This window comes from Aequorivita todarodis, assembly GCF_028561335.1.
GTDB lineage: Bacteria > Bacteroidota > Bacteroidia > Flavobacteriales > Flavobacteriaceae > Aequorivita > Aequorivita todarodis.
Genome location: NZ_JAQQTG010000009.1, coordinates 63,358 through 74,608, shown reverse-complemented (window position 1 = coordinate 74,608; position 11,251 = coordinate 63,358). Strand labels below are relative to the sequence as shown.

General features: G+C 41.5%; 20 protein-coding genes. All 20 read left to right on the top strand.

The features are described 5' to 3' along the window. Positions 1-334: 334 nt before the first annotated feature. The 20 genes from rpsL to rplF all read left to right on the top strand — a co-directional run bounded on the left by rpsL (position 335) and on the right by rplF (position 11,244). Entirely contained in the window at positions 335-709 is a 375-nt protein-coding gene (gene rpsL / locus POV26_RS04265; protein ID WP_014782632.1) for a 30S ribosomal protein S12, read from the top strand. A 59-nt stretch (positions 710-768) separates the two neighbouring features. Continuing rightward, a complete protein-coding gene (gene rpsG, locus POV26_RS04260) occupies positions 769-1,245 on the top strand; it encodes a 30S ribosomal protein S7 (RefSeq protein ID WP_068763088.1) in 477 nt (158 codons plus the stop codon). A 3-nt stretch (positions 1,246-1,248) separates the two neighbouring features. Then, positions 1,249-3,381 carry an elongation factor G gene (fusA, locus tag POV26_RS04255; RefSeq protein WP_272855232.1) on the top strand — a complete coding sequence of 711 codons (2,133 nt, stop codon included), beginning with the start codon at positions 1,249-1,251 and terminating at the stop codon, positions 3,379-3,381. An 11-nt stretch (positions 3,382-3,392) separates the two neighbouring features. Then, positions 3,393-3,698: a 30S ribosomal protein S10 gene (rpsJ, locus tag POV26_RS04250; RefSeq protein ID WP_010181931.1), complete on the top strand. Its 306-nt coding sequence runs from the start codon at positions 3,393-3,395 to the stop codon at positions 3,696-3,698. Positions 3,699-3,885: 187 nt separating this feature from the next. Further along, positions 3,886-4,497, top strand: a complete 612-nt coding sequence (gene rplC / locus POV26_RS04245) for a 50S ribosomal protein L3 (RefSeq protein ID WP_045079237.1) — start codon at positions 3,886-3,888, stop codon at positions 4,495-4,497. Next, positions 4,497-5,126 carry a 50S ribosomal protein L4 gene (gene rplD, locus POV26_RS04240; protein ID WP_045079238.1) on the top strand — a complete coding sequence of 210 codons (630 nt, stop codon included), beginning with the start codon at positions 4,497-4,499 and terminating at the stop codon, positions 5,124-5,126. Before rplC ends, rplD begins: the two co-directional genes overlap by 1 nt. Before the next feature lie 7 nt (positions 5,127-5,133). Next, on the top strand, positions 5,134-5,424 hold the full coding sequence (gene rplW / locus POV26_RS04235; RefSeq protein WP_045079239.1) for a 50S ribosomal protein L23: 291 nt from the start codon (positions 5,134-5,136) through the stop codon (positions 5,422-5,424). A gap of 26 nt (positions 5,425-5,450) precedes the next feature. After that, positions 5,451-6,275, top strand: coding sequence for a 50S ribosomal protein L2 (gene rplB, locus POV26_RS04230; RefSeq protein ID WP_045079240.1), 825 nt, complete (start codon positions 5,451-5,453; stop codon positions 6,273-6,275). A gap of 3 nt (positions 6,276-6,278) precedes the next feature. Then, positions 6,279-6,557 carry a 30S ribosomal protein S19 gene (rpsS, locus tag POV26_RS04225; RefSeq protein ID WP_062622473.1) on the top strand — a complete coding sequence of 93 codons (279 nt, stop codon included), beginning with the start codon at positions 6,279-6,281 and terminating at the stop codon, positions 6,555-6,557. Between the two features lie 6 nt (positions 6,558-6,563). Further along, a complete protein-coding gene (gene rplV / locus POV26_RS04220; protein ID WP_272855231.1) occupies positions 6,564-6,974 on the top strand; it encodes a 50S ribosomal protein L22 in 411 nt (136 codons plus the stop codon). A gap of 4 nt (positions 6,975-6,978) precedes the next feature. Then, positions 6,979-7,707: a 30S ribosomal protein S3 gene (gene rpsC, locus POV26_RS04215; RefSeq protein WP_062622471.1), complete on the top strand. Its 729-nt coding sequence runs from the start codon at positions 6,979-6,981 to the stop codon at positions 7,705-7,707. Between the two features lie 18 nt (positions 7,708-7,725). Then, entirely contained in the window at positions 7,726-8,145 is a 420-nt protein-coding gene (rplP, locus tag POV26_RS04210; protein ID WP_045079244.1) for a 50S ribosomal protein L16, read from the top strand. An 11-nt stretch (positions 8,146-8,156) separates the two neighbouring features. Further along, a complete protein-coding gene (gene rpmC / locus POV26_RS04205) occupies positions 8,157-8,348 on the top strand; it encodes a 50S ribosomal protein L29 (protein ID WP_272855230.1) in 192 nt (63 codons plus the stop codon). 15 nt (positions 8,349-8,363) lie between these two features. Further along, positions 8,364-8,627, top strand: a complete 264-nt coding sequence (rpsQ, locus tag POV26_RS04200) for a 30S ribosomal protein S17 (RefSeq protein WP_068763097.1) — start codon at positions 8,364-8,366, stop codon at positions 8,625-8,627. A 2-nt stretch (positions 8,628-8,629) separates the two neighbouring features. Then, positions 8,630-8,998, top strand: coding sequence for a 50S ribosomal protein L14 (gene rplN / locus POV26_RS04195; RefSeq protein ID WP_272855229.1), 369 nt, complete (start codon positions 8,630-8,632; stop codon positions 8,996-8,998). Positions 8,999-9,011: 13 nt separating this feature from the next. Further along, on the top strand, positions 9,012-9,326 hold the full coding sequence (gene rplX, locus POV26_RS04190; RefSeq protein ID WP_272855228.1) for a 50S ribosomal protein L24: 315 nt from the start codon (positions 9,012-9,014) through the stop codon (positions 9,324-9,326). Positions 9,327-9,328: 2 nt separating this feature from the next. Next, positions 9,329-9,880, top strand: a complete 552-nt coding sequence (gene rplE / locus POV26_RS04185; RefSeq protein ID WP_272855227.1) for a 50S ribosomal protein L5 — start codon at positions 9,329-9,331, stop codon at positions 9,878-9,880. Positions 9,881-9,883: 3 nt separating this feature from the next. Further along, the gene (gene rpsN, locus POV26_RS04180) at positions 9,884-10,153 is read left to right on the top strand and encodes a 30S ribosomal protein S14 (protein WP_272855226.1); all 270 of its coding nucleotides are present in this window, start codon (positions 9,884-9,886) and stop codon (positions 10,151-10,153) included. A gap of 128 nt (positions 10,154-10,281) precedes the next feature. After that, entirely contained in the window at positions 10,282-10,683 is a 402-nt protein-coding gene (rpsH, locus tag POV26_RS04175) for a 30S ribosomal protein S8 (RefSeq protein ID WP_045079250.1), read from the top strand. 15 nt (positions 10,684-10,698) lie between these two features. Then, complete coding sequence (gene rplF, locus POV26_RS04170) at positions 10,699-11,244, top strand: 50S ribosomal protein L6 (protein ID WP_272855225.1); 546 nt, start codon at positions 10,699-10,701, stop codon at positions 11,242-11,244. Positions 11,245-11,251: the final 7 nt, after the last annotated feature.

Sequence of the window (11,251 nt, the reverse complement as noted above, 5' to 3'; positions counted from 1 at the left end):
CTTGTTTCAATTTCTCGATCGCATCGCGTGAGAATTTTTCAAAATCAAAATTTTCGTTCATAATATGTCAAATTTAAAAAGTTTAAACATCCTTTTTTTAATTTGACACAGTTTATTTAACATACTCTGCCCATCTCCCATCATGCAACATCAAGCTTCCAGCATCCCCAAAACTAACGCTTCAAGTTCGTGTTTCATATTCAAATTGAAAAAATAATGAAAGGATGCTGAAAATTAATTCACTATGGTTTGATTAGTAAAAAAAATATTCTACATTTGCATCCCCTAAAAATAGGGGTGTTTTATTTTTAAACAGTAATAATACATATTTTATATGCCAACAATTTCACAATTAGTACGTAAAGGAAGGACCAAAATAACCAAGAAGAGTAAATCGGTTGCTTTGGATTCGTGCCCACAACGTCGTGGTGTTTGTACGCGTGTATATACTACTACACCTAAGAAGCCTAACTCTGCAATGCGTAAAGTTGCAAGAGTACGGCTTACAAACGGTAAGGAAGTAAACGCATACATCCCGGGCGAGGGTCACAATCTCCAAGAGCACTCGATAGTATTGGTTAGAGGTGGAAGGGTAAAGGATTTGCCAGGAGTTAGGTATCACATTGTTCGTGGCGCGCTGGACACCGCAGGTGTTGCAGGCCGCACGCAGCGTAGATCTAAGTACGGAGCAAAACGCCCAAAGAAGTAAAATGAAAACGGGTCGAGAATAAATTGAAAAATTGATTCTTAGCCATTAACAAACAACACATGAGAAAAAGACAGGCCAAAAAAAGACCACTTTTACCAGACCCACGGTTCAACGACCAGTTGGTTACTCGTTTTGTAAACAACATGATGTGGGACGGAAAAAAGAGTGTGGCTTTCAAAGTTTTCTACGATGCAATTGACATTGTAGATGAAAAGAAACAAGACGACGAAAAAACTGCGTTGGAGCTTTGGAAAGATGCACTTTCCAACATTATGCCCCACGTAGAGGTGCGTAGCCGTAGAGTTGGTGGGGCAACCTTCCAGATTCCTATGCAAATACGTCCAGACCGTAAAATTGCAACCGCAATGAAATGGTTGATTACCTATTCAAGAAAAAGAAACGAGAAATCCATGGCCGCAAAACTTGCCGGTGAGATTCTTGCCGCTGCCAAAGAAGAAGGCGCCGCTGTAAAGAAACGTATGGATACTCACAAAATGGCAGAAGCTAACAAAGCATTCTCACATTTCAGATTCTAAAAAATGGCACAAAGAGATTTAAAATACACAAGAAATATCGGGATTGCCGCGCATATTGATGCCGGTAAGACCACAACTACAGAGCGAATCCTTTTTTACACGGGGGTAAGCCATAAACTTGGGGAGGTTCACGATGGAGCCGCTACCATGGACTGGATGGAGCAAGAGCAGGAGCGTGGTATTACCATTACTTCGGCAGCTACTACCTGTACTTGGAAGTTCCCAATGGAAAATGGCGAAGTGCTTCCTGAAACCAAGGAATACAATTTTAATATTATCGATACTCCCGGTCACGTAGATTTTACCGTGGAGGTTAACCGTTCGCTAAGAGTACTTGACGGATTGGTTTTCCTATTTAGTGCAGTGGATGGCGTTGAGCCACAGTCTGAAACTAACTGGAGACTTGCCGACAATTATAAAGTGCCACGTATTGGGTTCGTGAACAAGATGGACCGTTCTGGCGCCAACTTTATGGCTGTATGTCAACAAGTGAAAGATATGTTGGGTTCCAATGCGGTGCCTATCGTACTGAACATTGGTGACGAAGCAGATTTTAAAGGAATTGTAGATTTAGTAAAGAACCGCGCCGTAATTTTTCACGATGAATCCTTCGGTGCTACTTTTGACGTTATTGATATTCCTGAAGATTTGAAAGCCGAGGCAAAAATCTTACGTGGTAAACTTATTGAAGAAGTTGCCGCTTACGATGAAAGCTTGCTTGAAAAATACATGGAGGACGAAGAATCCATTACCGAGGATGAAATCCACGCCGCACTTCGTGCTGCCGTAATGGATATGTCTATCATTCCAATGGTTTGTGGTTCTTCCTTTAAGAATAAAGGTGTACAGTTTCTTTTGGATGCTGTATGTCGTTACTTGCCAGCACCTACCGATAAGGAAGGTATAGTTGGTATAAATCCAGAAACAGAAAAAGAAGAAATTCGCAAACCCGATGTTACTGCGCCATTTTCGGCATTGGCATTTAAGATTGCTACCGATCCATTCGTTGGTCGTTTGGCTTTCTTCCGTGTTTATTCCGGTCGTCTGGATGCAGGTTCCTATATCTTGAACAACCGTTCAGGTAAAAAGGAGCGTATTTCACGTATCTACCAAATGCACTCCAACAAACAAAACGCAATTGATTTCATCGAGGCGGGTGATATTGGAGCAGCAGTAGGATTTAAGGATATCAAGACAGGTGATACCATGTCTGATGAAAAACACCCCATTGTTTTGGAGAGTATGAATTTCCCTGATCCCGTAATCGGTATCGCGGTTGAGCCTAAAACAAAGGTGGATGTTGATAAACTGGGTATGGCATTGTCAAAACTTGCCGAAGAAGATCCAACATTCCAAGTGCGTACAGACGAAGCTTCTGGACAAACAATCATTTCTGGAATGGGCGAGCTTCACTTAGATATTATCGTAGATCGTCTGCGTCGCGAATTTAAGGTAGAAGTAAACCAAGGTCAGCCGCAGGTTGAGTACAAAGAAGCTATCACAAAAGTTGCCGATCATAGAGAGGTTTACAAAAAACAATCCGGTGGTCGTGGTAAATTTGCTGATATCGTATTCACACTTGAGCCCGCTGAAGAAGGAAAAGTAGGTTTGGAATTCGTAAATGCCGTAAAAGGTGGTAACGTTCCAAAAGAATTTATCCCAGCAGTTGAAAAAGGTTTCAAACAAGCCATGGTCAACGGTCCGCTTGCAGGATTTGAGGTGGATAGTATGAAGGTTACTTTAAAGGACGGATCTTTCCACCCTGTGGATTCTGATGCTTTGTCTTTTGAATTGGCTGCAAAAATTGGTTTCAAGGAGGTTGCCAAAAAAGCTGGTGCCGTTATACTTGAGCCTATAATGAAGCTTGAAGTACTTACACCTGAAGAAAACATGGGTGATATTGTTGGTGACCTTAACCGTCGTCGTGGTACTATAAGTAACATGAGCGATCGTGCTGGAGCCAAAGTTATCAAGGCTGAAGTGCCACTTTCTGAAATGTTCGGTTATGTAACCACATTGAGAACCTTGTCTTCAGGCCGTGCAACTTCAACTATGGAATTTTCACATTATGCTGAAACACCTTCCAACATTTCAGAAAGTGTAATAGCAGCAGCAAGAGGAACCGCTAACGTTTAATAATTTCAGCAATGAGTCAAAAAATAAGAATAAAACTAAAATCTTACGATCACAATTTGGTGGACAAATCTGCTGAAAAAATCGTAAAGACCGTAAAGAGTACCGGAGCTGTAGTTACAGGGCCAATTCCTTTACCAACACATAAAAAAATCTTTACAGTATTGCGTTCTCCACACGTGAACAAGAAAAGTAGAGAGCAATTCCAATTAAGTTCTTACAAAAGACTTTTGGATATCTACAGTTCTTCTTCAAAAACCATTGACGCTCTAATGAAATTGGAGCTTCCAAGTGGTGTTGAGGTAGAGATTAAAGTATAGTTTTTTGTAGGCACGCGATTAATCGCGCGCCTACAAAAAAACAAAATGTCCTCAACGATGGTTGGGGAAAAACGGAAACAAAATAACATTCAGGGTTGAATTTATTTTGACCCTGTTTTTGTAAAGGCACACGGCCGTGTGTCTCATTGAAAAATAAATAATAGTAATAATCAATAAATAATTAAATATGTCTGGGTTAATTGGAAGAAAGATAGGGATGACCAGCATCTTTGACGAGAACGGAAAGAACATTCCGTGTACCGTTATTGAAGCAGGACCCTGTGTTGTTACCCAAGTCAGAACCAAAGAGGTTGACGGGTACGAAGCTCTTCAACTTGGTTTCGATGACAAGAAGACTGTAACTAAAGCTGCCGAAGGGCACGCCAAAAAAGCAGGAACCGTTGCAAAACGCAAAGTCGCCGAATTCAAGGGATTTGAAGAAAATTACAAATTGGGCGACACCATTACTGTGGAGCATTTTATCGAGGGTGAATTCGTGGATATCGCGGGCACATCAAAAGGTAAAGGGTTCCAAGGGGTTGTAAAGCGTCACGGTTTTGGCGGTGTTGGGCAGTCCACACATGGTCAGCACAACCGTTTGCGCGCGCCTGGTTCCATTGGGGCCGCATCATATCCTGCGAGAGTATTCAAGGGAATGCGCATGGCGGGCCAAATGGGCAACGAAAGAGTAAAAGTTGAAAATTTAAGAGTTTTGAAAGTAGTTCCAGAAAAGAATCTACTTGTGGTAAAGGGAGCAGTTCCCGGCCATAAAAACGCTTATGTAATGATCGAGAAATAATGAAGGTAGCTGTATTAGACATAAACGGAAAAGACACAGGCCGGAAAGTTGAACTTTCTGCAGATGTGTTCGGAATAGAGCCTAACAATCACGCGGTTTATCTTGATGTGAAACAATATCTTGCCAACCAACGTCAAGGTACTCACAAAGCAAAGGAACGTGCTGAGATTGCTGGTTCTACCAGAAAGATCAAGAAGCAAAAAGGAACTGGTACTGCCCGTGCGGGTAGCATCAAGTCTGGTGTATTTAAAGGTGGTGGTAGAATGTTCGGGCCTCGTCCGCGTAACTACTCCTTCAAATTGAACAAGAACCTGAAGCGTTTGGCACGTAAATCTGCCCTATCGATGAAGGCGAACGATAAAGCTATTGTTGTAATAGAAGACCTAAATTTTGACGCTCCAAAAACCAAGAATTTTACCGCGGTTTTGAACAGTTTAGGGCTTAATGACAAAAAATCTTTATTTGTGTTGGGAGACTTAAATAATAATGTATATTTGTCCTCTCGCAATTTGAAAGGTACTGAGGTTATAACTAACTCACAATTAAGTACTTACAAAATTATGAATGCAAATAGTTTAGTGCTATTTGAAGGTTCTTTGGAAGGAATTGAAACAAACTTAAGTAAATAGAAACAAGATGAACATCTTAATTAAACCTATAATTACGGAAAAAGCCACCAAAGATGCTGAAGACAAAAACGTTTTTGGCTTTGTAGTGAACCCAAAGGCGAATAAGGTAGAAATCAAGAAAGCGGTGGAAGCTGCTTACGGAGTTTCTGTTGAAAAAGTTCGCACAATGAATGTCCGCCCTGATAGGAAGACCCGTTATACAAAAACAGGTGTCCAAACTGGTAAAACGAACGCTTACAAAAAAGCAATCGTACAGGTGGCGGAAGGTGATACAATAGATTTTTACAGTAACATCTAAGGAAACTTAGATTTAAAAAGACACAAATGTCAGTAAGAAAATTAAAACCAATCACCCCAGGTCAGCGTTTTAGGGTTGTTAATGGTTTTGACGCCATTACAACCGATAAGCCGGAGAAGTCGTTACTTGCTCCGAACAAAAGATCTGGTGGTAGAAACAGTCAAGGAAAAATGACCATGCGCTACATAGGTGGTGGTCATAAGAAGAAATATCGAATTATCGATTTTAAACGCGACAAGGCGGGAATTCCTGCCACCGTTGCAAGTATTCAATACGATCCAAACCGTACTGCGTTTATCGCACTTTTGAACTATCAAGATGGTGAAAAGCGATATGTAATTGCACAGAACGGACTACAAGTTGGGCAGAACATCCTTTCCGGTGAAGCAGTTGCTCCAGAGATTGGAAACGCAATGCCGCTTTCAGCTATTCCATTAGGTACTATTATTTCCTGCATCGAGCTTCGTCCCGGTCAGGGAGCTATTATGGCGCGTAGCGCTGGTGCTTTCGCACAGCTTATGGCCCGTGATGGAAAATATGCTACCGTAAAACTTCCTTCAGGTGAAACCCGATTGATATTAGTAAACTGTATGGCTACCATTGGTGCCGTTTCTAACAGTGACCACCAATTATTGGTATCTGGTAAAGCCGGTAGAAGCAGATGGTTGGGTAGAAGACCACGTACAAGACCAGTAGTGATGAACCCTGTGGATCACCCAATGGGTGGTGGTGAGGGCCGCGCTTCCGGAGGTCATCCACGTTCTAGAAAAGGTATCCCTGCAAAAGGTTACAGAACCCGTACTAAAACGAAAGCAAGTAATAAATATATCTTAGAACGAAGAAAGAAATAAGTTATGGCAAGATCGTTAAAAAAAGGACCGTTCGTTCATTATAAACTAGACAAGAAAGTTCAACAAAACGTTGAGGACAATAAGAAGACCGTTATCAAAACTTGGTCACGTGCTTCTATGATTACTCCAGATTTTGTTGGCCAGACCATCGCTGTGCACAACGGGCGCCAATTTGTTCCTGTGTATGTAACAGAAAACATGGTTGGGCATAAACTAGGAGAATTTTCACCTACAAGATCATTCCGTGGTCACGCAGGTGCTAAAAACAAAGGTAAAAAATAATAGGCCATGGGAGTTCGTAAAAGAGAAAGAGCAGAAGCAATCAAGGAAGCCAAGAAGACTATCTACATGGCTAAATTGAACAATTGCCCCACTTCACCAAGAAAAATGCGTTTAATGGCAGACTTGGTTCGTGGTGAGAAAATAGACAAAGCACTTAACATTTTGAAGTTCAGTTCAAAAGAATCTTCACGCAAACTGGAGAAACTACTTTTGTCTGCCATCAATAACTGGCAACAGAAGAACGAAGATGCTTCAATTGAAGATGCAGATCTTTTTGTTAAGGAAATCCGAGTGGACGGTGGAACGATGCTGAAGAGACTTCGTCCAGCACCACAAGGCCGCGCACACAGAATTAGAAAACGCTCCAACCACGTAACACTGGTATTGGCAGCAAACGATAACACACAAAGCAAGTAATTAAATGGGACAGAAGACAAATCCAATCGGGAATCGCTTAGGTATCATTAGAGGTTGGGAATCCAACTGGTACGGAGGCAACGACTACGGCGATAAACTTGCCGAAGACGACAAGATTAGAAAATATGTTCACGCGCGTTTAAGCAAAGCTAGTGTGAGTAGAGTAATTATTGAGCGTACGCTTAAGCTTGTAACCGTTACTATAACCACTGCCCGTCCCGGTATCATTATCGGTAAAGGTGGCCAGGAAGTAGACAAGCTAAAAGAAGAGCTTAAGAAAATTACAGATAAAGAGGTACAGATCAACATTCACGAGATCAAAAGACCGGAGCTTGATGCATATTTGGTAGCTGCAAGTATCGCACGCCAGATCGAAAGCCGTATTTCATACCGTCGTGCCATAAAAATGGCAATCGCGGCAACAATGCGAATGAATGCGGAAGGTATCAAGGTTCAGATTTCAGGACGTTTGAATGGCGCTGAAATGGCACGTTCAGAATCGTACAAAGAAGGTCGTATCCCATTATCAACTTTTAGAGCCGATATTGACTACGCTTTAGTTGAGGCACACACTACCTACGGTAGATTGGGTGTTAAAGTATGGATTATGAAAGGCGAAGTATATGGAAAGCGGGAACTTTCCCCATTAGTTGGTCTATCAACCGGCAAAAAGAGTGGTGGTAAAGGAGCTCCAGCAGGACGCGGTGGCAACAAAGCACGTCGCAGAAAGTAATTTTTTAAATAGAAGAAAATGTTACAACCTAAAAGAACAAAGTACCGTAAACAAATGAAAGGCCGTATGAAGGGCGATGCCGGTCGTGGCAACCAGCTAGCATACGGAACCTTCGGTATAAAATCGTTGGAATCAGAATTTCTTACAGCAAGACAAATTGAAGCTGCACGTATCGCCGCTACCCGTTTTATGAAAAGGGAAGGTTCTATCTGGATCATGATTTTTCCAGATAAACCAATTACCAAAAAACCGCTTGAAGTACGTATGGGTAAAGGTAAAGGTGCTGTGGAATATTACGCAGCTGTGGTTAAACCGGGAAGAATGCTTTTCGAGGTATCCGGTGTTCCAGTTGAAACAGCAAAAGAAGCATTGCGCCTTGCGGCACAAAAGCTTCCGGTAAAAACTAAATTTGTAATGTCTCGGGATTTCCAAGCATAATTTTTTGAAAGATGAAACAATCAGAAATTAAGAAAGCATCAACGGCAGAACTTCAGGAAGCATACGCTGACTCAAGAAAGGCGTATTCAGACCTTAAAATGGCGCATACCATTTCCCCGTTGGAAAATCCAATTCAACTGCGTACCCAGAGAAGGGTGATAGCAAGAATAGCGACGGAACTAACTAATAGAGAAGTGCAATAATTGTACAGCTGAAAGATGGAAGAAATTAAAAGAAACTTAAGAAAAGAACGTATAGGTGTAGTAACCAGCAACAAAATGGACAAGTCCATCGTGGTTGCAGAGGTGAAGAAAGTAAAACACCCTATGTACGGAAAGTTCGTAACGAAAACTAAAAAGTACGTTGCGCACGACGAGACAAACAACTGCAACGAAGGTGATACAGTAAGGATCATGGAAACACGACCTTTAAGCAAAACCAAATGTTGGAGATTAGTAGAAATAATTGAAAGAGCGAAGTAATTATGTTACAACAAGAATCAAGACTCAAAGTCGCAGATAATACCGGTGCCAAGGAAGTACTTTGCATCCGCGTATTGGGCGGTACAAAAAGAAGGTATGCTTCTATTGGTGATAAAATTGTAGTTTCCGTAAAGGAAGCAACACCAAACGGAAGTATTAAAAAAGGAGCAGTTTCTACAGCAGTTGTAGTACGTACCGTAAAGGAAATTAGAAGACCTGACGGTTCTTACATCCGTTTCGATGACAACGCTTGTGTACTTTTGAACCCACAGGGTGAAATGAGAGGAACACGTGTTTTCGGGCCGGTTGCAAGAGAGCTTCGCGACAAGCAATTTATGAAAATAGTATCATTGGCACCCGAGGTGCTTTAATATGAAAACTAAGATGACAAAGCTTAAAATAAAATCAGGCGATACAGTAGTAGTTACTGCCGGGGACCACAAAGGTTCAGAAGGTAAAGTGATGAAAATATTCCTTGACAAAAACAAAGCAATCGTAGAGGGAGTAAACATGGTTTCAAAACACGAGAAGCCGAGCGCGAAAAACCCGCAAGGGGGCATCGTTAAAAAGGAAGCTCCCATCCATATTTCAAACCTTTCGTTGGTTGATCCAAAATCTGGAAAAGCAACTCGTGTAGGTTACAAAATGGAAAATGGTAAAAAAGTACGATTTTCAAAACAATCGAATCAAGCAATATAGTTATGGCATATTCACCAAGACTTAAAGAAGAGTACAAAAGCAGAGTGATCAATGCACTCACTGACGAATTTGGTTACAAAAACGTCATGCAGGTACCAAAATTGGAACGCATTGTTGTTTCCCGCGGCGTGGGCGCAGCAGTAGCTGACAAGAAACTTATTGACTATTCGGTTGATGAGTTTACAAAGATAACCGGGCAAAAGGCGGTAGCTACCATATCCAAAAAAGACGTTGCAAACTTCAAACTTCGTAAAGGCATGCCCATCGGTGTGAAGGTTACGTTGCGCGGAGAGCGTATGTACGAGTTTTTGGACAGATTGGTTACTTCGGCTTTGCCAAGGGTACGTGACTTTAACGGAATTAAAGCAACCGGTTTTGACGGAAGAGGAAACTACTCTTTGGGAATTACCGAGCAAATTATCTTCCCTGAAATCGACATCGATAAAGTGAAGAAAATTGAAGGGATGAACATTACGTTTATCACTTCGGCTACTACCGATAAAGAAGCGAAATCATTATTACAAGAATTGGGATTACCCTTTAAAAAAAACTAAGAGATGGCTAAAGAATCAATGAAGGCCCGCGAGGTTAAGAGACAAAAAACGGTAGCAAAATATGCGGCCAAGCGCAAAGCTTTGAAAGAAGCTGGCGATTGGGAAGGTTTGCAAAAACTACCAAAAAATGCCTCACCAGTACGTTTGCACAACCGTTGCAAACTTACCGGAAGACCAAGAGGGTATATGAGAACTTTTGGAATTTCACGTGTAACTTTCCGTGAAATGGCAAATTCAGGGTTAATTCCGGGAGTGCGCAAAGCATCTTGGTAACGGTAATGAAGCGCGCGATGCCTCGCATCTCGCAATTGAAAAGACAGGATATATCCTGGCTTCACATAATGTAAATATTAATTGGTTGAAGGTTCTGAAAAGAAAACCACTTCCGCAAATTCAAATAAATGAATACAGATCCAATTTCAGATTATCTAACGCGAGTTAGAAATGCTGCGAAAGCCGGACATCGCGTTGTAGAGATTCCAGCTTCAAATCTTAAAAAGGAGATCACAAAAATCCTTTTTGACCAAGGTTACATCTTAAGCTACAAATTTGATGACGAAAGCACCCCACAGGGTATCATCAAAATTGCGTTGAAATACGACAAGCTTACCAAAGAATCGGTAATCAAGAAAATTCAAAGAATCAGTAAACCCGGTTTACGTAAATACGCAGGTTCAACAGAACTTCCTCGCGTGCTTAACGGTCTTGGTATTGCCATTGTTTCAACTTCATCAGGAGTTATGACAGGCAAACAAGCAAAAGCACAGAACGTAGGTGGTGAAGTATTGTGTTACGTTTACTAAAAAATAGACAAAGAAATGTCAAGAATAGGTAAAAACCCGGTAGCAATCCCACAAGGAGTTACAGTTGATGTAAAAGACAACGTAATTACCGTAAAAGGAAAATTAGGCGAGTTAACTCAGGAGTTTGATTCTGATCTAACCGTGAAAGTAGAAGACGGAAACGTATTGGTAGAGCGTCCTTCAGATTCTAAAGACCACACTGCAAAGCACGGTCTTTACAGATCATTGATCAATAACATGATTGAAGGTGTTAGCAAAGGATGGACCAAGGAACTGGAATTGGTAGGTGTGGGTTACCGCGCCAGCAGCCAAGGACAAAAATTGGATTTGGCCTTAGGATTTTCACATAACATCATTTTGGACATCGCGCCAGAAGTGAAAGTGGAAACTGTATCAGACAAAGGTAAAAACCCAATCGTAAAATTAACTTCTCACGACAAGCAATTGGTAGGGCAAGTGGCGGCAAAGATCCGCGGCTTCCGTAAGCCAGAGCCGTACAAAGGAAAAGGTATCAAGTTTGTAGGTGAACAATTAAGAAGAAAAGCAGGTAAATCTGCATAACAAATAG

Coding starts and splice junctions, on each gene's coding strand:
- rpsL (WP_014782632.1), top strand. CDS start 335: ATGCCAACAATTTCACAATTAGTACGTAAAGGAAGGACCAAAATAACC.
- rpsG (WP_068763088.1), top strand. CDS start 769: ATGAGAAAAAGACAGGCCAAAAAAAGACCACTTTTACCAGACCCACGG.
- fusA (WP_272855232.1), top strand. CDS start 1,249: ATGGCACAAAGAGATTTAAAATACACAAGAAATATCGGGATTGCCGCG.
- rpsJ (WP_010181931.1), top strand. CDS start 3,393: ATGAGTCAAAAAATAAGAATAAAACTAAAATCTTACGATCACAATTTG.
- rplC (WP_045079237.1), top strand. CDS start 3,886: ATGTCTGGGTTAATTGGAAGAAAGATAGGGATGACCAGCATCTTTGAC.
- rplD (WP_045079238.1), top strand. CDS start 4,497: ATGAAGGTAGCTGTATTAGACATAAACGGAAAAGACACAGGCCGGAAA.
- rplW (WP_045079239.1), top strand. CDS start 5,134: ATGAACATCTTAATTAAACCTATAATTACGGAAAAAGCCACCAAAGAT.
- rplB (WP_045079240.1), top strand. CDS start 5,451: ATGTCAGTAAGAAAATTAAAACCAATCACCCCAGGTCAGCGTTTTAGG.
- rpsS (WP_062622473.1), top strand. CDS start 6,279: ATGGCAAGATCGTTAAAAAAAGGACCGTTCGTTCATTATAAACTAGAC.
- rplV (WP_272855231.1), top strand. CDS start 6,564: ATGGGAGTTCGTAAAAGAGAAAGAGCAGAAGCAATCAAGGAAGCCAAG.
- rpsC (WP_062622471.1), top strand. CDS start 6,979: ATGGGACAGAAGACAAATCCAATCGGGAATCGCTTAGGTATCATTAGA.
- rplP (WP_045079244.1), top strand. CDS start 7,726: ATGTTACAACCTAAAAGAACAAAGTACCGTAAACAAATGAAAGGCCGT.
- rpmC (WP_272855230.1), top strand. CDS start 8,157: ATGAAACAATCAGAAATTAAGAAAGCATCAACGGCAGAACTTCAGGAA.
- rpsQ (WP_068763097.1), top strand. CDS start 8,364: ATGGAAGAAATTAAAAGAAACTTAAGAAAAGAACGTATAGGTGTAGTA.
- rplN (WP_272855229.1), top strand. CDS start 8,630: ATGTTACAACAAGAATCAAGACTCAAAGTCGCAGATAATACCGGTGCC.
- rplX (WP_272855228.1), top strand. CDS start 9,012: ATGACAAAGCTTAAAATAAAATCAGGCGATACAGTAGTAGTTACTGCC.
- rplE (WP_272855227.1), top strand. CDS start 9,329: ATGGCATATTCACCAAGACTTAAAGAAGAGTACAAAAGCAGAGTGATC.
- rpsN (WP_272855226.1), top strand. CDS start 9,884: ATGGCTAAAGAATCAATGAAGGCCCGCGAGGTTAAGAGACAAAAAACG.
- rpsH (WP_045079250.1), top strand. CDS start 10,282: ATGAATACAGATCCAATTTCAGATTATCTAACGCGAGTTAGAAATGCT.
- rplF (WP_272855225.1), top strand. CDS start 10,699: ATGTCAAGAATAGGTAAAAACCCGGTAGCAATCCCACAAGGAGTTACA.